Origin of the sequence: Corynebacterium sp. ACRPH (genome assembly GCF_022347285.1) — a bacterium.
Taxonomy (GTDB): Bacteria; Actinomycetota; Actinomycetes; order Mycobacteriales; family Mycobacteriaceae; genus Corynebacterium.
This window is the reverse complement of the sequence record NZ_JAKRND010000007.1, coordinates 29978-50052: the sequence shown is the minus strand read 5'-3', so window position 1 is coordinate 50052 and position 20075 is coordinate 29978. Positions and strand designations below refer to the sequence as shown.

Sequence of the window (20075 nt, the reverse complement as noted above, 5' to 3'; positions counted from 1 at the left end):
AGGCTCCGTGCCCGCGTCAGCCCGAGCTTTTACCAGGTGTGCGCGCCCGTGGTCTTCCCGCCCTCGGGGAAGCGCGCGGCGTAGGAGCTGGCGCGCATGGAGCAGATCACCAGTTGCACCTGGTGGAAGATCATCAGCGGCAGGATCATCATGCCGAGGCTCGCCCCGCCGAACATCACTGCCGCCATCGGCAGACCCGAGGCCAGGGACTTCTTAGTGCCCGCGAACTGGATGGCCACTTGGTCCGCATAGTCGAAGCCCAGCTTTCGCGAGGTCAAGCTGGTAACGCCCAGCATCACATGCACCAGCGCGATGGAGCCCAGCACCAGGCCTAGTACCGTCAGCCAATTGACGGAACTCCACACGCCGGAGACGATGCCCTCCGAGAAGCTGACGTACACCACCAGGCCGATGGAGATCTGGTCCACCTTTTTCGTGGCCTTGGAGGCCGCGAATTTATACACCCACCTGCGCAGCAGCTGGCCGATGGCGAATGGAAGCAGTAGCTGGACTCCGATGTCGAGGAACGTGGTGGCGTCAATATGAAAGCCTTCCGAAGAAGACATCAGCAACAGCACCAGCAATGGTGTGAAAAGCACTCCCAGAAGGCTAGAGACGCTGGCAGCGACGATCGAGGCGGCTACGTTGCCGCGCGCGATGCTGGTGAATGCGACGGAGGATTGAACCGTTGAAGGCACGAGGGTGCAGAAGAGAATGCCCAGGTAGAGCTCGTTTCCGATGGCCGCCTTCAGCGGCATCATCGCCACGCCGATCAGTGGGAAGACCACAAAGGTGAACACCATGATCAGCAGGTGCAGCCGCCAGTGCATGAGGCCTTTCAGGGCCTCTTGCGGCGATAGGCGCGCGCCGTAGAGGAAAAACAGGAACGCAATGGCGACCTTCGTGATGATGTTGGCGACATCCGCCGCCTCGCCGCGCACGGGCACAATGATCGCCGCGACGACTGCGATGACGATCAGGACAATGAGGAAGTCCGGCCGGTAATTAATGATGCGATGCCATAGCGACTGTTTTGCTGCCATGGGCTTTTATTCTATTGACGCCCCGCCCCCGCGACCCCTAACCGTCCAGAACGGATCAAGCGAGGGTGGGTTGGGCGCCTGCGTGAACTAGACGATGGCGCGGTCGAGCTCCGCGACGGTCTGCTTCGGGATCAGCGTCGCCACGGCCGCGGCAATGCCGAGGATCACCGCTGCGACGATGAACGCGGTGACGTAACCGGCGGCAGAATCCGAGCCCTGCGGGGAGCCTGCGACCTGGAAGACCGGCAGCACGGCGAAGGACACGCCTGCGCCCAGGTTGAAGGCGGCGGAGTTCATGCCGGGCAGGAAGCCCTCGTTATCCTTCGGGGAGTTCACCACGCCCAGGTTGTTGATGACGATGTTGCCGATACCCGCGTAGGTGACGCCCAATAGGATCACGGTGATGATCAGCACCGGCAGGGAGTGCACGCCGACGAAGGCCAAGGCCAGCATGAGAGCCGCGCTGGCGATGTTGGCGATGATGATCAGCCGTCCGTAGCCCACCTTCGGTGCCCAGCGGCCGGCGAAGGGGCCGACGGCCCAGCCGATGAGGGCGTAGGGGGTCAGCAGCCACAGGGAGGCCTTGTCGGCCTCCAGGCCGAAGCCTGCATCCGGGTTCTGAGCCAGGGAGATAGCCAGGCCGTTGACTGCTGCGAACACGCCGGTCATGGTCAGAACCGTGGTGGCCAGCAGTGCCCAGGTGTGGCGGCGGGCCAGGTACATCGGAGCGACCAGTGGCTGATCGTGGCGGTTTTCGTACTTCCAGAAGGCCAGGAAGACGATCGCGCCAACGATGAACATGGCGATGACGTACAGCCAGTTTGCTTCGCCGGCCTTGCCTGCCTCGTTGACGCCCAACGTGATGCAGAGTACCGATACCACCAGCAGGGCAGCACCAGCCCAGTCCATTTTCACATTGTCCGACGGCTTGGACTCCGGCGCGCCGAAAGCAATGACCAGGGTGGCGATGGTGCCGATGATGGCGATGAGCCAGAAGACGGAGCGGAAGCCCCAGTGCTCCGCCATCCAGCCGGCTAGGATCACGTCGATACCGGCGACGCCGCCGTTGATGGCTGCGAGCAGTCCCATGAGGGTGCCCAGTCGGACCTCCTCCTTGACCTGGCTGCGCAGGATGATCAGAGTCATGGGGATTGTGGGGCCGGCGATGCCCTGCATCGCGCGGGCGACCATTAGTACGCCAATGTTGGGCGCCAGCGCGGCGATGAGTCCGCCGAGGGACATCACACCCAGCATGATGACAAGGATCTTCCGGCGGCCAACAATGTCCGACAGGCGTGGCAGGAATAGGCCGCACATGGCGCCACCTGTGAAGAAGGCAGTCTGGGTGAGCCCCGTGGCGGCCTCGTCAGTATTCAGCTCGCGGGCCATGGTGGCTAGCACCGGAGAGAGCATCGAGGCGTTGAGCTGGAATGCTACTGCCGCGGTGATCAGCACGGTCATGAGTAGGCCGATACCGCCGGGGCGGGAGTCGACTGGATCCGGTGAGGCTGCCGCAGCTGCGGCTGTGGTTCCGTCGGCCTCGCCACCGGGCTTTCCGGATGGTGCGTTGTCGGCGTGCGGATTGGTGGAGTTCATGGGTGGCTCCCGTGTGTTATGTCAAAACTTCAGCAGAACATTTGGTTAGCACTCTAATACATCAATAGGTTTCCGATAAGGCCTAAAGATTGAGTTATCAATCATCGGGTAGCAATCCTGGCTGAAATGAACGCAAGGTTAACAAATTCCGGCGCGAGCATGAATCTTTTACGCTAAATTGACGCGGGGGTGTTTGTTCAATGCGATAGGGTTTGGAGTGTGGCGTTAAGAAAATCGCTTGTACCAGCTAAAACGCCGACGGAGAAGAAAATTCAAGGATAGAGCGGGGCTAAATTCTGCAATGTTGTTCAGCAATAGGGGGCGGAGTAGCTTAATTTCCTGTCGGAACTCCACAGGAGCCACTCGAGTGTTTGGCTACTGGCCTATTCCGAATTCACCGCCAGTAATAGAAATTACTTAATGTAAGGGGTCACAGTTGTGACAACGACACTCATCATCATGGTCATTGTGGTGCTCACCGCACTGGCCTTCGACTTCACCAACGGTTTCCACGACACGGCCAACGCGATGGCAACCTCCATCGCTACCGGTGCGCTGAAGCCGTTCACGGCAGTCGCCATCTCTGCTGCTCTGAACCTGGTCGGCGCATTCCTGTCCGTCAACGTGGCCGCAACGGTCGCGAAGGGCATCGTCAACCTCGATTCCTATGATCTAGCCAGCGGCAGTGACGGCGATGCCTTGCTGCTTGTCGTATTCACCGGCCTGATCGGTGGTATCTTCTGGAACCTGTTCACTTGGCTGTTGGGACTGCCCTCCAGCTCCTCCCACGCGCTGTTCGGCGGCCTGATCGGTGCAGCCTTTGCTGCCCTGGGTACCGGCGGTGTTGCCTGGAGTTCCATCATGGGCAAGATCATTGTCCCGGCAGTGGCCTCCCCATTCATCGCGGCAATGGTCTCCGCGGTCGGTACGTTCATGATCTATTGGGTGACCAACACCATCCCGCACAAGGTGAAGAACGAACACTTCCGCCACGGCCAGATTGTCACCGCCTGCCTGGTTTCCCTGGCACACGGCGCCGGTGACGCGCAGAAGACCATGGGCGTGATCTTCTTGGCTCTTGTGGCGGCTGGTTCCGCAGACGAGGCAGCCCGAATCCCGACCTGGGTCATCATCGCCTGTGCAGTGGCCATCGCGGCAGGCACCCTGTCCGGCGGCTGGCGCGTGATCCGCACCCTGGGCAAGGGCCTGGTGGAGATCGAGTCCCCGCAGGGTATGGCCGCAGAGTCTAGCTCCGCTGCCATTATCTTGACCTCCGCCGCCGGCGGTATGGCACTGTCCACCACCCACGTCTCCACGGGCTCCATCCTGGGTACCGGTCTGGGGCGTAAGGGTGCTGAAGTTCGCTGGGGTGTGGCAATGCGCATGGTTGCCGCATGGCTGATTACCCTGCCGTGTGCCGCCGTGGTTGGCTTTGTTTCCTGGTGGATCGCCACCGGTGTGTCCAAGATGACCAACACCATGGGCGGCGTGATCGTCGACTTCATCCTGCTGATCGCCATGACCGTCGTGATTGTTGTCCGCGCTCGCATGAATCCGGTCGATGCGAACAACGTCAATGACGACTGGGATCCGAACTCCGAGTCCGTCGACTCTTCCATCAAGACTGGTACCACCGCTGCCGCCGCGCAGACCACTGACCGCGACCCCACCACCGAGCACGACCCGGAGATGGTTGGCGCTGGCTACCCCACCCCTTCCGATACTGTCGCCGAGGTCGTCGCGGATCCGAAACACCCCGGTCTAGGCAGCACAGGCAACGCAGGTAACGCAGGCAAGTAAGCCTCGCGCAGCTTCGCCACTAACAAACATAGAAAGCGTGAAGAACAATGACTGTTGCTGAAATCTTCGAGGCCATCATCCGAGTAGCTGGCTTGGCGCTGCTGTTCGGTGCCGGTATCCCGATCCTCTTTTCCTTGGGCATGCGCTGCATGACCGGTGACCCAATTCGCGACGACAACGGCGTGATTGTTGGGGATACCGAAGCTTCTACCCAGATGAAAGTTCTGGGATGGACCGTCTACGCGGTGCTGGCGTTCGTGATCGTCCTGGCCATCGTGTGGGTCGCGAAAGACTCGCTGAACCACTATTTCGGTTGGAATCTGTTCCCGGGAATGGGCGGCCACCACTAGGCTGCATGTAGCTTTAGGCTCGCAGCTACAAACTCTGGGCTAGCGAGGTGACTTGGGTCACTTTGCTGGCCTTTTGAGGTTTTTTAGACAAAAAGGTGGATTCTCGGAAATTTGTTGGTAGATTCAATCGTTGCAACCATTGCGGTATCTGTATGGAGTGCCGCAGAGCGAAGGCACCATTCAACTTGAAAGCGAAGAGGTGAGCCCAATGATGACCTTCAACGAGATCTTGAGCAAGGTTTCTACAGTATTCACGAGCTCCACCGGGACCGGCCTTGAAGTGCTGGATAGCACCCCGGCCGTGGAGCGCGTTGCTATGGAGCTGTTCACCCAGAACCTAATCCCGGCAACGACGAGCGACATTGCCGCCGCGCACCGTACGGTTTTGGGTAGTGACGCCACCGTGGAGGACGTCCTAGACGTCGAGAACTACCTACTAGGCTTTGGCTGGCTGCGCTAGCCAAGTCGGCTGGTCGGCTGCGCAGGCCGCTTAACCCCTTTAGAGGCCCTTATTTAAAACCCCGTATTCCCAATCCGCTGCAGCGCTTCGACCAGCAGGCTCCAGAAGCGCTCTGCGTCGACGTCCACAGCCACGCGGGTGCGCAGGGTAGCGCCCGCTGCGGCGGCGGAGGCGGTGGCGTCAAAATCAGAATCATCCGCCGTACCCAGGGCCGTCGGATCTTGCCCGCCACCCTGGCTTCCCCAGGTGCGCCGCAGATCTACGACGGTCGCCCCGCGCGTCAGCTCCCCCTTGGTCTCCACGTCGATGGGCGCCAGGATTGTGCGCACGACCTGCGGGTCTGCCACGGCTGCGACGGCCAGCGGGTCGTGCATCGGTGGGCCGGGGTAGTGGCGCTCCTTCATGTACGCACCGCCGAAGAACTCCACAAGCTCCGCGATGAACTTCGCCACGTCCGTGTCGACCTCTGCCAGCTGCGCCATCCGCTGCGGCGTGGCCAGCACCTTGTGTGTGACGTCCAACCCGACCATCGTCACCGGCCAACCCGCGCCGAACACGATCTTCGCGGCCTCCGGGTCGGCCAGGATGTTGAACTCGGCGCTCGGGGTCATGTTGCCCGCGTGGTGCGCACCACCCATCAGGGTGACGCCGCCGACGCGCTTCACCAGCTCGGGATACATACGGGCGAACAGGGCGATGTTGGTCAGCGCCCCCGTGGGGACGAGGGTCACACTACCCGGCTCGTTGTCGCGGATGAGGTCCGCAATGAGGTTCACCGCATGGCGTGAATCCAGCTCGGCTCCGGCGGCAGGCAACTGAGGGCCGTCCAGGCCGCTGTCTCCGTGAATTTCCTCCGGAATGATTTGCGGCGCTACTAGCGGGCGGTCCGCTCCGGCGGCGAAGGGAATGCCGGTGATGTTGCCGACGCGCGCCAGCGCCAGGGCGTTCTTGGCTACCTTCTCCAGCGTCTGGTTGCCCGCCACCGTCGTGACCGCCAACAGGTCCAGGTTAGGGTTTCCCCAGGCTAGGAGCATGGCGATTGCGTCGTCGTGCCCCGGATCGCAGTCCAGGATGATCTTCTGAGTCATTTATGCTTCTCCTAGTCGACGGATTTCGTTTTCGGTCGCGTAGCTGCCAGCTGCGCCCCGCTTCTGCGTGGCCAGCGCCCCGGCGGCCGCGCCCAACGTACACGCATCCACCAGGTCCTCCCCCTGCGCCAGCGCCGCCGCGAGCGTGCCGCAGAACGCATCACCTGCACCCGTGGTGTCCACGACGCGCTCCACGTAGACGGCGGGGATGTGCACCGGTTCGGCGTCACCCTCCACAATCATGGCTCCGCGCTGCCCCAAAGTAACCACCACAGAGCGAGCGATGTGGCGCAGGCGATCCAGCAGTTCCTCGATGGGCGTGCCGGGGGCGGCGTCGAGCACCGCGGCGGCCTCGCCCTCATTCAGCACCAGTGGATCGGCAGCTGCCAGTAGGTCGGGATCGCGTGTGGTTACCGGTGCGAGGTTTAGCACCAGCCGGGAGTCCGAGTTCTCCACCAGCTTCGGCAGCTCCGCACTGTGCTCGGGGGTCAGTTCACCCTGTGCAAGCACAATCGGCACGGGCCCCTGGCGGCGTAGTTCCTTAACGGTTTCACGCTGCTGGGCAGGGCTGACCAGCTCGTTCGCGCCCGAGGTAACGATAATGATGTTCTCGCCACTCGGGTCATTCATGATGAACGCCCGACCGGTTGGCTGTCGGCTACTTACGATGTAGTCGGTGTTTACGCCGTGTTCGCGCAGCTCTGTGATTGCGAGTTCGCCCTGCGGGTCGTTGCCTACCGCAGACAAAAGCACGGTATTGACGCCCATGTGTGCGCAGGCTGCCGCCTGATTAGCGCCCTTTCCGCCCAGCCCCTCTATGCCGGGTTCTGCGATGGTCGTTTCCCCTGGCTGGGGAAAGTTCTGGACAGTGACGAAGGTGTCGACGTTGGTGGTGCCGGATACGACGACGGTGGCGTTGGAGTCTCTCATGGTTCCCCAGAATACTGAAGAACACTGGGTTAGCTGGGGCGACGGAGCTGGGCTAGGCCTGCGCGGAGTCTTGCGCCGAGGCAGCCCGTTGGGCGGCCTCCCAGTCCACGCCGCCGCCCTCGCAGGAGCCGTTCAGCGAGCAGCTGCCGCAAGCCTGGCCGCTTGCGCACGCCTCCGCACTGACGGCGCCGGTGCCCGTGCCAGTGTTGGCGTCAGCGCCGGGTTCGGAACAGCAAGCGCTAGCGGAGTCGGAAGCACCGGCGGCCTCGCTGGAATCGCCGCAGCAGGAGTCCGAGGTGGCGTCACCGCTAGAGCAACAAGAAGATTCGGCGGCCTCGAGCTGGGCAGCACGGGCGTCCAGGCGCGCGACGGCGTGGGCGCCCAACGCGGAGCCTAGGCCGATCAAGAAAGCAGCGCCGACCAGCAACAATGCGAAGACCAGCCACATCCAACCGCTCACCTTCAGGGTGATCAGCGCAGCGCCGATGAACGCTGCGCCAGCTCCCATCCAGGCTGGGCCGACAATGCGGTGCGCGGTGTTCCAGAGCTCCTCGGTCTTGCGAACCTCCGGAATGCGCAGGCCAACGACCGGATTACCCGGCAACTTCCCCACAGCCCCCAGCAGACCCGCAATGAAAAAGGCCAGGCCCACGACTACCAACACAACGGTCAACACGATCATGCGAAACAGTCTATTACCGCAGGTGGCCAACAAGCCAAACGCAATAACCTGCCCTGTCCAGGTGACCTACTAGACTGTTAAAACATGACTAACGGCAGCACTGAAGACAATTCTTACCGCTACACTCCAGGCCTCGCGGCTAAGATCGAGGCCAAGTGGCAGAAGCACTGGGCCGACAACGGCACGTTTAACGCCCCGAACCCGACGGGCGACCTGGCGGAGCCGGGCGCGGAGCTGCCGGAGGACCGCAAATTTATCCAGGACATGTTCCCCTACCCCTCCGGTGTGGGCCTGCACGTGGGCCACCCGCTGGGTTACATCGGCACGGACGTGTTTGCGCGCTTCCACCGCATGAAGGGCGCGAATGTGCTGCATACGCTGGGTTACGATGCGTTCGGCCTGCCTGCCGAGCAGTACGCCGTGCAGACGGGCACTCACCCGCGCACCACCACTATGGCCAACATTGCCAACATGGAGCGCCAGCTGGGCCGACTGGGCCTGGGCCACGATAAGCGCCGCAGCTTCGCCACCACGGATACGGATTATTACCGCTGGACGCAGTGGATCTTCCTGCAGATTTACAACTCCTGGTTCGACCCGGAGGCCAAGAATGCCAACGGCACCCTGGGCAAGGCTCGCCCGATTAAGGAGTTGGAAGAGAAGCTCGCTGCCGAGCGCTCCGATTGGACGGACCTCAGTGCTGCCGAGAAGCAGGAGATCCTGGATAGCTACCGCCTGGTCTACCGCTCGAACTCGACGGTGAACTGGTGCCCCGGCCTGGGCACCGTGCTGGCGAACGAGGAGGTCACGGCGGAGGGTCGCTCCGAGCGCGGCAACTTCCCCGTCTTCCGCAAGAACCTGCAGCAGTGGATGATGCGCATCACCGCGTACTCCGACCGCCTGATCGACGACCTGGATTACCTGGACTGGCCGGAGAAGGTGAAGTCCATGCAGCGCAACTGGATCGGCCGGTCGCGCGGCGCGGAGGTCACGTTCGACTGCCTGGGCCACGACATTGACGTGTTCACCACGCGCCCGGACACGCTGTTCGGCGCGACGTACATGGTGCTGGCCCCGGAGCACGAGCTGGTGGATACGCTCGTTGCGCAGTCCGGTGGTTCTTCTGCGGGTAGTGACGCCTACACGGATGTCGACCCACGGTGGACCTACGGCCAGTCGACTCCAGCTGCCGCAGTGGAGGCTTACCGGGCGGCAATTGCCGCTAAGTCGGACCTGGAGCGTCAGGAGAACAAGGAGAAAACGGGCGTTTTCCTGGGCGTTTATGCTACTAACCCGGTGAACGGTGCGCAGGTGCCGGTCTTCATCGCTGACTACGTGCTGACGGGCTACGGCACCGGCGCGATCATGGCTGTGCCGGCGCACGATACCCGCGACTTTGAGTTCGCCACCGAGTTCGGGCTGCCGATCGTGCCGGTGCTGGCGCCGGAGGGCGCTGAGGCTGGCGAGGCTGGCACGGGTGCTGAGGCTGGCGAGGCCGGCGCCGGCGCTGAGGCTGGCGCCGAGCTCACCGAAGCGTTCACCGAGGACGGTCCGCACATCAACTCCAACAATTCCGACGGCTTAGAGCTCAACGGCCTGGGCAAGGCGGAGGCCATCGACAAGGCCATTGAGTGGCTGGAATCCAAGGGCGCCGGCAGCGACAAGATCCAGTACAAGCTGCGCGACTGGCTGTTTGCCCGCCAGCGCTACTGGGGCGAGCCCTTCCCCATCGTCTACGACGAAAACGGCACGGCACACGGCCTGCCGGAGGACATGCTGCCTGTCGAGCTGCCCGAAGTGGAAGACTACAAGCCCGTCAGCTTCGACCCGGACGATAAGGATTCCGCCCCCCAGCCCCCGCTGGCCAAGGCCAAGGAGTGGGTCGAGGTCACCCTGGACCTCGGCGACGGAGAAAAGACCTACTACCGCGACACGAACGTCATGCCGCAGTGGGCAGGTTCCTCCTGGTACCAGCTGCGCTACATCGACCCGAACAACGACAACGCCCTGGTAGACATCGAAAATGAACGCTACTGGGTCGGCCCGCGCGAAGGCCGCCCCTCCGGCGGCGTGGACCTGTACGTCGGCGGCGTGGAGCACGCCGTGCTGCACCTGCTGTACGCCCGCTTCTGGCACAAGGTGCTCTTCGACCTGGGAGTAGTCTCCAGCTTCGAGCCCTACTACCGCCTCTACAACCAGGGCTACATCCAGGCCTACGCCTACACGGACTCCCGTGGCGTGTACGTCCCCGCGGAGGAGGTCACCGAGCGCGACGGTAAGTTCTTCTGGGTTCGCGAGGCGGATGAGGCTGAGGGCGTCACAAAGGAAGAAGAAGTATTCCAGGAATACGGCAAGATGGGTAAGTCCCTCAAGAACGCCGTCTCGCCCGACGAGATCTGCGACGACTACGGTGCGGACACCCTGCGCGTGTACGAGATGGCGATGGGGCCGCTCGACACGTCGCGGCCGTGGGCGACGAAGGACGTGGTTGGCGCGCAGCGATTCCTGCAGCGCGCGTGGCGCCTCGCCGTCGACGAGAACACGGGTAAGGGTTCTGTGAGCGATGACGCCCTCACGGATGAAGACCTAAAGGCCCTGCACAGGACCATCGCGGGGGTTCACGAAAACTATGCAGAGCTGCGCGACAACACGGCCGTGGCGAAGCTGATCGAGTACGTGAACTACCTGACGAAGACCTACTCCGCTGGGGCGGCTCCGCGGGCGGCCGTGGAACCGCTGGTGCAGATGCTGTCGCCGGTGGCGCCGCACATCGCCGAGGAGATATGGGAGATCCTGGGCCACTCCGAGGGCATCACTTATGAGCCTTTCCCCGAGTGGGACGAGAAGTGGCTGGTAGATGACACTATCGAGCTGCCCGTGCAGGTGATGGGCAAGCTGCGCGGCCGCATTAACGTGGTGGCGGATGCTTCGCGGGAGGACATTGAGGCTGCCGCGCTGGAGGAGCCGAACGTCGCTGCGCACATCGAGGGCAAGACGGTGGCGAAGATCATCGTGGTGCCGGGCAAGATGGTGAATATCGTCGCGAAGTAGCGGCCGGGCTGGGGTGCGTGTTGACGCGCCCGCGTGCGGGTTCTGGGTGCGTGACCGCGCTGGGGGTGCGTGCGCCTTCATTACAGTCACGGAGGGAAGCTGCGGATTCTAAGGCGCTGAATCGAACTAAAGTGCGAATCATGCATCCGAAACGTCACAGTGACGCTTCCGAAAGGCGCAGATTGGGCTTTTTCGAGGCGTCGATGACGGGTTGGGCGGCCCGCTCGAGGGGCGAATGTCCCAAATTCCAGCTCTTAAAGTATAACTATTCTGTTTTTGCAGGTCAGAGCGTTGCTATATTGGGCTTCAAACGCTCTACTTTCAATAACTCGACGATTTGGGACATTACCCGCGAGACCAGGTGGGGCTGGGGGAAGTGAGGTGCGGTGCCAGTGGATCTAGCAGGCGGGCTGGCGGAAGTGAGGTGCGGTGTTGGCGGAAGTGAGGCGCGGGGCTCGTGGAAGTGGCCCGGGGTTTGGAGAACTAGAAGAACTAGAGGTTGTGGTCGAGGAGCAGGTACGCGCCGACCGACGTGATCCAAGCCATGCAGAACGGCATGATGAACCAGATAACCGCCACCCATGGACGCCAGCGCTGGTGGTTCTTCCACTTGTAGTAGGTGATAAAAGCCGAGCCGAACAGACCAATGAAAGCCACGGAAGTGGGAACTATGGCAAACAGCAGCTGGAAGACCCGGCTGCACAGCTGTGCGGAGGAGTCTGCATCGCAGTAGGAGCCACCGATGACCTTGGAGGAAATCCAAATCAGGATCGCAGACAGAGTGGTGGCCACGATCACGCCAACGAAGAACCAAATCGCCTGACGGGTGGACCTATTGTTGCGCTCGAGGCGGAGTAATGGGTCGGCCTCGTAGTCCAGTTCGGTGGGGGCGCTGGGGCGATCCAGCTCGGACATTTCGAGATGGGACCCGTCGGGCGAGGAGGCGCCTGGCTGGGAGCTTGCGGGCGAGGACCCCTCGGGCTGGGAGGAAGGGTCCGGGTTATCAGCAGGTGAGGGGCCGTTGTTCAAACCATCATTGCTCATAATGACCTCAAATCTACACCCCTCGGTGATTAATCAGTACCCGCACGGACTCGCGCACCGCGCGGCCGGGCGCCAGGCGGCGCGTGGAGGGCCGGACGGCCAGGCGCCAACCGCGTGACACGGGCGGCGGGCGCACCGCCCCCGGGCGGCACGCTAAGGAGCGCTAGACGGTGCTCAGCAGCACCGGCACCGGACTGTGCCGCAGAATCTGGTTCGTCGACGGCCCAATGAACACGCGGTGGAAACCACCCAGCGTGCTGGATCCCATCACCAGCAGATCGCCCTTCTTCCACTTCAGGGCGTTAATCGCGCCGGACCAGCCGTAGCCGCTGCCGACCTCCATCTGCACGGTCAGGTCGCTGTGCCTGTTCAGCGCACGGTCCCGGCCACGGTCCAGCAGCGCCAGCGCCTGCTCACGCCACTCGACCATCATGTCCGAGTTGTCAATGAATTCCGTCTCCGTCGGGTACATCGTCGCCCCGCGCGGGCTAAACGCCACCAGCCGCAGCGGAACATTCCAACGGTGCGCCAGGTCGGCGGCGCGGCGCAGGGCCTCGTGTGACTGGTCGGTGTCGATGTAACTGCAATTGACCCTGGTGACGCCACGTTTCGACAGCTTCGGCGTCCGCGGAGCCAGCAGTAGTGGCAGCGGGGCGTAGTGCAGCAGTGCATCAGCCGTCGAGCCGATTCGGAAGCGAGAATGCGGCGCGGCGGGGTGGGAGCCCAAGACCATCATGTCGGCGTTGAATTCGGTGGCGGCGTCAATAAGAGCCTTCGTTTCCGAGTGATCAACAGTGACGGTGGAGGGTTCGTCGGCGTCCAGCATCTGCTCCGGCAGCTTGGCCAGAGCGAGGGCCTTCTGCGCGGCGGAGGTGACGGCCTCGGATTCCTTTTCGATCCACTCCGAGTAGCTATCGAACTCCAGCTCTGGCTGCGCCGTCCAAGACCGCGAGATGACCGTGGCGGTGCGCAGGGCGATGGTTTCCGTGCGGGCGATCCACGCGGCGACCTGCGCAGCCTCGTCGCCTGCGGATTCGGGGCGCCATGTGAGGAGTAGACGGAGGGGGTCGGCGGGCTTAGGGGTGTTGCTCAAGGAAAATTGCTCGCTAGCTCCAGCTTTAGTGCTGGTCGTTGTTCAGCTTTGCCTCTATGGACTCAGTGTAGCGGCGCAGGACCAGCTCGATGACAGAGGTGGCGTCTGCAACTTCCTTGAGTTCTTCCTCGCTGAGGCTGTCCAGCATGCTGGCCAGCTGCTCGGCGCGCTCCTCGCCCAGGCGCTCGAGCTCCTCGCGGCCCCTGTCGGTGAGGGCGACGCTCACGCCGCGGCGGTCGGAGGTGTCGCGCACGCGGGTGACCAGTTCCATCGTCTCCAGCTGGTTGACCGCGTTGGAGGCGGTGGGCATGCGGATCGTTTCGGTCGCCGCGATCTGGCTGATGCGCATTGGGCCGTTTTCCTCGAGAATCATGAGGATCGACAGTTGCGCCATGCTGATGTGCGAGCTCTCCGTTTGGCGGAAGTACAGCAGGTACAGGCGCGTCAACGGGAGGCGCAGTTTCTTGGCAATTTCAAGAGATGTGGAAGCCATAGGTACTAAAATACAACAGTTTTGCAAGTAAATGCTCATGAGGGTCGCCTAGTACGGCAGTTTTGCCCCCATAGTTGGAAAACACGTGCCGGTGACGCCCACTGTTGCAAAGGCGTGCACCGACACTCCAGCCGGAAACTCCCCCCTGAACTCCTGGCGCCTCGGGCCCAGCGCTTATGCGCCGTTGATGAACTCTTCCAGCTGCGCGCGGGCGACGTCGTCCGGTAGCTGCGTCGGCGGGGACTTCATCAGGTAGCTGGAGGCCGCCTCAACCGGGCCGGCCACTCCCCTGTCCAGCGCGATCTTCGCGGCGCGCACTGCGTCGATGATGATGCCCGCGGAGTTCGGGGAGTCCCAGACTTCCAGCTTGTACTCCAGGCTCAGAGGCACTTCGCCGAAGGCGGAGCCCTCCAGGCGGACGTAGGCCCACTTGCGGTCGTCCAGCCACTCCACGTAGTCGGACGGGCCGATGTGGACGTTGCGGTCGTGCACCTTGCCGGCCAGCGGGCTTTCCTGCAGGTTGGAGGTCACGGCCTGGGTCTTGGAGATCTTCTTGGATTCCAGGCGGTCGCGGTCCAGCATGTTCTTGAAGTCCATGTTGCCGCCGACGTTCAGCTGCATGGTGCGCTCCAGGCGCACGCCGCGCTCCTCGAAGAGGCGGGCCAGCACACGGTGGGTGATCGTAGCGCCGACCTGGGACTTAATGTCATCGCCGACGATCGGCAGGCCAGCTGCACGGAACTTTTCGGCCCACTCTGGGTCGGAGGCGATGAATACCGGCAGGGCGTTGACGAAGGCGCAGCCTGCGTCGATGGCGCACTGTGCGTAGAAGCGGTCGGCTTCCTCAGAGCCGACGGGCAGGTAGCTGACCAGCACGTCTACGTTTGCGTCGCGTAGGGCCTGTGGCACGTCGACGGGCTCTGCGTCGGATTCTGTGATGCTCTCCTGGTAGTGACGGCCCAGGCCGTCGAAGGTGTGGCCGCGCTGCACGGTCACTCCGGTGTGGGGGACGTCGGCGATCTTGATGGTGCAGTTCATGCCCGCGTCGATGGCCTCGGAGACGTCCTTGCCTACCTTGTCGGCGTCCACGTCGAAGGCGGCGGTCACGTGCACGTCGCCGACCGAGTAGGGGCCGAACTGGGTGTGCATGAGGCCGGGGACGTTCTCGGTCGCGGCGGCGTCAGAATAAAGGTGAATTCCCTGGATCAGTGAGGTCGCGCAGTTGCCGAGACCCACGATTGCGATGTTGCAAGTCTTAGATGTCATGCGGTCAACGCTAGGGCTTGGCCTGGTGAAAACCGCTCTTCGTCGGCAGGTTTACCGATCAAGCCGGGTTGGTTTATCGATCAAGCTCGCGCGCGGTGGGGTTGTCCGGGCCGTGTTTAGAATGTGGGTGTGTCGATTTCGCGAAAGGTTATTGATAGGTCACTCGATCGCCGTCGCACTCTTTCTCGGGTGCGCGGCGTCGAGCGCTTTGTTGGTGACGCCACCCCGCGGCTCCTTTCGTCCGCGGAGGTTCTAGGTCAGGCAGTCGACCGCCCGTGTCCGGTGTGCGGAAGACCTGATTTAAGGGAAACGCAGTGGATTCACGGCGACGTATTAGGTGAAAAGTCGGGTACAGCGCGTAGTGTAAGAGAGATCAATGGTGTTATTGATGCGCTAGTGAATGTGCAACAGGATGCTGAGTTCTCGATACACACCGTTGAAGTGTGCATGAAGTGTAGATGGAATCACTTGATCCGAGAAGAGCTGATCGGAATCACGATCGACAATCAGGAGACTCGTCTAGTTGAGTAGCGACAAGCCGTCCAAGAACCCGTTCTCCCGCGGTGGTGCCGGAAATTCCGGAGCTGGCCGCGGCGGACAGCGGAAGCCGGGCCAACCGGGTAGGCCTCGCCAGGGCCAGTCGGGTAAGCCCGGCAAGCCAGGCCAGCCAGGCCAGCCCGGCAAGCGCAGGGCTGCGAATGGCAAGCCAGCACAAGGCCGCCCAACACGGGGCAGGTCAGCACAGGGCCGTCCAGTGCAGGGCAAGCCTGTGCAGGGTCGTGGTACCAAGCCGGTGAAGTCTGGTGGTCCCCGCCGAACTGCAGCCGCAGCGGGCGCTGGGGCTGGTGCTGCGGGGGCGGCGGCGTCACAAAGAAAGAGGCCGCAGAACAACGGCCAAAACAGGCCCAACAAGAATGAGCCTAACAAGAATGGACCACAGACTCGCGTGAAGAAGAATGGATCCCGCTCCGTGGGCGATGGAAAGCTGAAGGCAAGGACGCGCAAGAAGCGCAGCTGGCGCGATAAGCGCACCCTGCGAAACTTCTTCGCGGGTCTGGCGGCCGTCATGGCAGTGATGATTATTGTGCCGCTGGTGGCATTCTTCACCGCATACTCGGTGACGAAGGTGCCGGAGCCGGAAGAGTTAGTTAACAACCAGATCTCCTACATCATGGCCAGCGATAACAACACCGAGCTGGCGCGCATCGTGCCGCCGGAGGGTAACCGTCAGAACGTCAAGATCGACGAAGTCCCGGTGGCAGTTCGGCAGGCCGTGCTGGCTGCGGAGGACCGCGAGTTCTACAGTAACCCCGGCTTCTCTGTCTCCGGCTTCGCCCGCGCGGCGATCGGCCAGGTGCTGGGCCGCGAAGGCGCCGGCGGTGGCTCGACCATTACCCAGCAGTACGTGAAGAACGCGCTGGTCGGCGACGAGTTCAGTTTGAGCCGTAAGGCCAAGGAGCTGGTTATCTCCGCGAAGATGGCCCGCGAATGGTCGAAAGACGAGATCCTCGAGGCCTACCTGAACACCATTTACTTCGGCCGCAACGCCTACGGCATCAGCGCGGCTTCCCATGCCTACTTCGATAAGGACGTCAAGGACCTCACCCCGGAGGAAGGCGCAGTGCTGGCCGCAACCATCCAGGCGCCCTCTGGCCTGGATCCGTGGACCAACCGCGAGCGTGCGGAATCGCGCTGGAATTACGTTCTGGACGGAATGGTTGGGATCGGTGCCATGAAGGAAGCCGATCGCAAGAACGCCGTGTACCCGCAGGTGAAGGACCCGGCGGAAACCGCGGAAAGTACCCAAGCCGTGGGCACCAACGGTTTGATCAAGACCAAGGTGATCGAAGAGCTGGAGCGCGCCGGCATCACTGAGGAACAGGTAAATACGGGTGGTCTGAAGATCACCACCACCATCGACGCGAAGATGCAGGCCGATGCGGTGGATGAGATCCACAAGAAGCTCGAGGGCCAGCAGGAAGGCCTGCGCACGGCCGTGGTCTCGGTGGATCCGAAGACCGGCGGCGTGCGCTCCTGGTACGGCGGCGATAACCCAGTGGGCTTCGACTTCGCCGGGGGAGGCCTGCAGACCGGTTCTACGTTCAAGATTTTTGCGCTGGCTGCATACCTGGACCAGGGCGGCAGCATCTACGACCAGTTCGACTCCTCCCCCGTCATGACCGGTGACGCGCAGGTAAACAACGTCGGCGGCGCCAGCTGTGGCACATGTAGCATCGCCGAAGCGCTGAAGCAGTCGCTGAACACCAGCTTCATCCGCCTGACCCAGTCGTTAAAGGGCGGCCCGCAGGACGTCGCCGACATGGCGCACCGCCTGGGCGTGGCCGAGGAGCTGCCGGGTGTGGGCAAGACCCTGCAGGAGGCAAACGGTAAGCCGGAAGAAGGCATCACGCTGGGCATGTACCAGTCCAGCCCGCTGGATATGGCCACCGCCCTGGCAACCCTGACCAACGGTGGCATCTACCACCGCCCACACTTCGTGCAGAAGGTGGAGAACTCCAACGGCGACGTGCTGCTGGATAACACCAAGGACGAAGGCGACCGCGTGGTCTCCGAGGAAGTCGCCAAGGGCCTGATCCAGGCGATGCAGCCCATTGCGGCGTATTCCAACGGCAACTCGCTGGCCGGTGGCCGTCCCTCGGCTGCAAAGACCGGTACGGCGCAGCTGGGCGATACCGGCGAGAATAAGGACGCCTGGATGCTGGGTTCCACCCCGCAGCTGTCCACCGCAGTGTGGGTTGGTACTGCCGAGGGCAAGCCGATTCACAACAGCTACGGCGGCATCATGTACGGCTCCGGCCTGCCCGCTCAGATCTGGAAGGGCGTGATGGATCGCTCGCTGGAAGGCAAGGAGGTCGAGCAGTTCAGCACCGGTGCAGCGGTTTCCGGCGGCGGTGGTTACGTCGGCGGAGGAGCCTCCCAGGGTGGCGACAGCGGTGCCCAGGAGCAGGAGCAGGCAGAGCCGGAAGCTCCGGAACCGGCCTCCCCGCCGGCGCCCGCGCCGCAGCCCGAGCCGCAGCGACCGGCTCCGGGTGGTGGCAACCCGCCGCAGAACAATGACCTACAAGACCTAATCGATGGAATCCTCAACCCATAGGAAACCGACCGCCGGGAGTCCGGCCGCGGGCTCGGCCACGAGCCGGGGCGCGGACTCGAGCGCAGAGCAGGCCACGCAGTCGGCCGCGGGCCAGCGCGCCGAGCAGCGTGTGCTGCCCTCCCGCACCGAGCCGATGGCCCGCGGATTCATCCGCTTCATCGGCGGCCCACCCGGCGCCCACGCCCTTATCGGCCGAGCGAACTGGTGGACTCCCCTGCGCGTTCTGCTCGCCACCGCCGCCACCTTCCTAGTGTTCGGTTGGTTGCAAAAGGCGCAGTGCATCCGCACCGGCTTCGACGGCGATGGCAACCCCTTTGTGGACTGGTCCGGGAAGCGCCAATTCACCTCCGCCTGCTACTCCGACACGATCTCCCTGTATGCCGGCCGCGGGCTGGATAACCTCGACTTCCCCTACTTCACCTCCTTCGTAGACGACGGCGTCACGCGGTACATGGAATACCCCGTGCTCACGGGGCTGTACCAGTGGCTGATGGCCGCGATCGCGCGCCCAGTGGAGGCCGTGTGGAACTTCCTCCCCCTGCCGCAGGTAGCTCCCGCGGCGATCTACTTCGGAGTCAACGCATTCTTCCTGGCTCTGTTCTGGCTGATCGCCACCGGCCTGATGACGAAACTCACCGGCAACCGAGTGTGGGACACGCTCCTGATGGCGGCCTCTCCCCTGGTCATCGTCCACGCCTTCACTAACTTCGACCTGCTGACCTGCGCGGCGGCCGTCGCCATCTTCGTCTTCTGGGCCAACCGGCGCCCCGGCTGGGCCGGCGTGGCCACGGGCGTGGGCGTGGCGCTGAAGCTCTGGCCCGCGTTCATCGGTGGCGCACTGATCCTGCTGTGCCTGCGCCAACGCGCCTGGGTTCCGCTGGCGAAGCTGGTCGGCTGGACCTTCGGCAGCTGGCTGGTCATTAACCTGCCGATCATGGCCTTCGCGCCGGAAGGTTGGTCGCAGTTCTTCAAGCTGAACTCCGAACGCGGTTGGGAAGGCTCGACCATCTATGCCGTCATTGCGCACATCGTAGGTAATGACGCCTGGAACGGCGTGTCTCCCACCAGGTCTGTCGAAGGCGTCGAAACTCTCAACCTGCTGACAGGCGTACTGCTGCTGATCGCACTTCTGGCTTTAGCCTGGCTGGTCATCTTCGCCGCGCCGCGCACTCCGCGGGTCGGCCAGGTGGCGTTCCTGGCCACGCTGGCCTTCATGATTACAAACAAGGTGTGGAGCCCGCAGTACTCCATATGGCTGGTGCCGCTGCTGGTGCTGGCTCTCCCCCGCTGGCGATTGGTCTTTGGCTGGGCGGCATTGGAGACTGTGTATTGGTACCTGCGCATGTGGCAGTTCCTGCCAGCGAACCAGGCTGCGCCGCACTGGCTGGTCGATACCGTGACCATCGTCCGACTAGGCCTGCTGGTGTTTATGGCGGTTTTGGTCATCCGGCAGATCATGGGCCGCAGCCCGGACCCGATCCGCGAGGCTCACGGAGGCCGCGACCCGCTGGCCGGAGTGCTGGCCGAGGAGTTGGCCGAGGAGTTGGCTGAGGTGCAGGATGGCGTGCCAGCCGGAACGAAAGCGGAGGAGTCAGCCGTGGTGCAGGATGGCGCGCTAGCCGAGGCACCTGCGGATGCGCCAACCAACCAGACCGCGCGCGAGAACGGGAATGGTTCCGGCGGAGAAGTGGGCGTCAATAAGAAAGGCGCCGAAAAGAAAGAGAGCAACGATGGATAACACGACCATTATCATCACCATGGCCAGTGTGCTGGTGGGATTCCTGTGCGTGGGCGGAAGCTTCGCGAGTTTTATGTACGGCAAGTCGAAGAAGCAGGTGTGGACGCTTTTCAGCTTCGCCGTCTTGTTCCTGACAATCGTGCCGGTGGGGTTGGCGGTATTCGTTGCAGCGTAGGGGCGCGTGGGGCTCGGCTTGGGGCGTGAGGGAGGCATTTCTTAAAACGCGGGGCACCAGGTAGGCTGAGAGAGTTGCTGACGCAACGACCCTCCTGCCATGCCCAAAAGGGGTATGGCCGAAACACAAGACCATAGGAGGTGATGAGGTC

General features: G+C 62.9%; 17 protein-coding genes. 8 read left to right on the top strand and 9 right to left on the bottom strand.

Annotation, left to right across the window (positions count from 1 at the left end):
* Nucleotides 1-29: 29 nt before the first annotated feature.
* Together MHX66_RS05180 and MHX66_RS05175 are read right to left on the bottom strand one after the other, a co-directional pair.
* Nucleotides 30-1043: a bile acid:sodium symporter family protein gene (locus tag MHX66_RS05180; protein ID WP_239200885.1), complete on the bottom strand. Its 1014-nt coding sequence runs from the start codon at nucleotides 1041-1043 to the stop codon at nucleotides 30-32.
* An 87-nt stretch (nucleotides 1044-1130) separates the two neighbouring features.
* Entirely contained in the window at nucleotides 1131-2504 is a 1374-nt protein-coding gene (locus MHX66_RS05175) for an MFS transporter (RefSeq protein ID WP_071057669.1), read from the bottom strand.
* Nucleotides 2505-3077: 573 nt separating this feature from the next.
* Here MHX66_RS05175 and MHX66_RS05170 point away from each other — a divergent pair.
* The 3 genes from MHX66_RS05170 to MHX66_RS05160 all read left to right on the top strand — a co-directional run bounded on the left by MHX66_RS05170 (nucleotide 3078) and on the right by MHX66_RS05160 (nucleotide 5249).
* The gene (locus tag MHX66_RS05170; RefSeq protein WP_239200884.1) at nucleotides 3078-4439 is read left to right on the top strand and encodes an inorganic phosphate transporter; all 1362 of its coding nucleotides are present in this window, start codon (nucleotides 3078-3080) and stop codon (nucleotides 4437-4439) included.
* Between the two features lie 47 nt (nucleotides 4440-4486).
* Nucleotides 4487-4789, top strand: coding sequence for a hypothetical protein (locus MHX66_RS05165; RefSeq protein WP_005292506.1), 303 nt, complete (start codon nucleotides 4487-4489; stop codon nucleotides 4787-4789).
* Nucleotides 4790-4997: 208 nt separating this feature from the next.
* Nucleotides 4998-5249, top strand: a complete 252-nt coding sequence (locus tag MHX66_RS05160; RefSeq protein ID WP_239200882.1) for a hypothetical protein — start codon at nucleotides 4998-5000, stop codon at nucleotides 5247-5249.
* 53 nt (nucleotides 5250-5302) lie between these two features.
* On the opposite strand, the gene MHX66_RS05155 is transcribed toward MHX66_RS05160, so the two are convergent.
* From MHX66_RS05155 to MHX66_RS05145, 3 genes are read right to left on the bottom strand one after another with little or no spacing between them, the layout of a single operon-like run.
* A complete protein-coding gene (locus tag MHX66_RS05155) occupies nucleotides 5303-6337 on the bottom strand; it encodes a nucleoside hydrolase (RefSeq protein ID WP_239200880.1) in 1035 nt (344 codons plus the stop codon).
* The gene (locus MHX66_RS05150; RefSeq protein WP_239200878.1) at nucleotides 6338-7267 is read right to left on the bottom strand and encodes a ribokinase; all 930 of its coding nucleotides are present in this window, start codon (nucleotides 7265-7267) and stop codon (nucleotides 6338-6340) included. It abuts the gene before it with no gap.
* A 52-nt stretch (nucleotides 7268-7319) separates the two neighbouring features.
* Nucleotides 7320-7949 (bottom strand): SdpI family protein, encoded by a 630-nt coding sequence (locus MHX66_RS05145; protein ID WP_239200876.1) that lies wholly within the window; start codon nucleotides 7947-7949, stop codon nucleotides 7320-7322.
* An 84-nt stretch (nucleotides 7950-8033) separates the two neighbouring features.
* On the opposite strand from MHX66_RS05145, the gene MHX66_RS05140 reads away from it, so the two are divergent.
* Complete coding sequence (locus MHX66_RS05140) at nucleotides 8034-11000, top strand: leucine--tRNA ligase (protein WP_239200874.1); 2967 nt, start codon at nucleotides 8034-8036, stop codon at nucleotides 10998-11000.
* Nucleotides 11001-11492: 492 nt separating this feature from the next.
* On the opposite strand, the gene MHX66_RS05135 is transcribed toward MHX66_RS05140, so the two are convergent.
* The 4 genes from MHX66_RS05135 to MHX66_RS05120 all read right to left on the bottom strand — a co-directional run bounded on the left by MHX66_RS05135 (nucleotide 11493) and on the right by MHX66_RS05120 (nucleotide 14896).
* On the bottom strand, nucleotides 11493-12044 hold the full coding sequence (locus MHX66_RS05135; protein ID WP_239200873.1) for a hypothetical protein: 552 nt from the start codon (nucleotides 12042-12044) through the stop codon (nucleotides 11493-11495).
* Between the two features lie 163 nt (nucleotides 12045-12207).
* Nucleotides 12208-13137, bottom strand: coding sequence for a universal stress protein (locus MHX66_RS05130; protein ID WP_239200872.1), 930 nt, complete (start codon nucleotides 13135-13137; stop codon nucleotides 12208-12210).
* 25 nt (nucleotides 13138-13162) lie between these two features.
* Nucleotides 13163-13630 (bottom strand): MarR family winged helix-turn-helix transcriptional regulator, encoded by a 468-nt coding sequence (locus tag MHX66_RS05125; protein WP_239200870.1) that lies wholly within the window; start codon nucleotides 13628-13630, stop codon nucleotides 13163-13165.
* Nucleotides 13631-13804: 174 nt separating this feature from the next.
* The gene (locus tag MHX66_RS05120; RefSeq protein ID WP_239200866.1) at nucleotides 13805-14896 is read right to left on the bottom strand and encodes an inositol-3-phosphate synthase; all 1092 of its coding nucleotides are present in this window, start codon (nucleotides 14894-14896) and stop codon (nucleotides 13805-13807) included.
* 123 nt (nucleotides 14897-15019) lie between these two features.
* On the opposite strand from MHX66_RS05120, the gene MHX66_RS05115 reads away from it, so the two are divergent.
* From MHX66_RS05115 to MHX66_RS05100, 4 genes are read left to right on the top strand one after another with little or no spacing between them, the layout of a single operon-like run.
* Nucleotides 15020-15427, top strand: coding sequence for a DUF5318 family protein (locus tag MHX66_RS05115; protein ID WP_347934340.1), 408 nt, complete (start codon nucleotides 15020-15022; stop codon nucleotides 15425-15427).
* Nucleotides 15420-18011 carry a transglycosylase domain-containing protein gene (locus tag MHX66_RS05110; protein WP_370646273.1) on the top strand — a complete coding sequence of 864 codons (2592 nt, stop codon included), beginning with the start codon at nucleotides 15420-15422 and terminating at the stop codon, nucleotides 18009-18011. The genes MHX66_RS05115 and MHX66_RS05110 overlap by 8 nt, the downstream gene beginning before the upstream one ends.
* A complete protein-coding gene (locus MHX66_RS05105) occupies nucleotides 17992-19749 on the top strand; it encodes a glycosyltransferase family 87 protein (protein WP_239200850.1) in 1758 nt (585 codons plus the stop codon). The genes MHX66_RS05110 and MHX66_RS05105 overlap by 20 nt, the downstream gene beginning before the upstream one ends.
* Complete coding sequence (locus MHX66_RS05100; RefSeq protein WP_034985176.1) at nucleotides 19742-19924, top strand: hypothetical protein; 183 nt, start codon at nucleotides 19742-19744, stop codon at nucleotides 19922-19924. Before MHX66_RS05105 ends, MHX66_RS05100 begins: the two co-directional genes overlap by 8 nt.
* The last annotated feature ends 151 nt before the right edge of the window (nucleotides 19925-20075 follow it).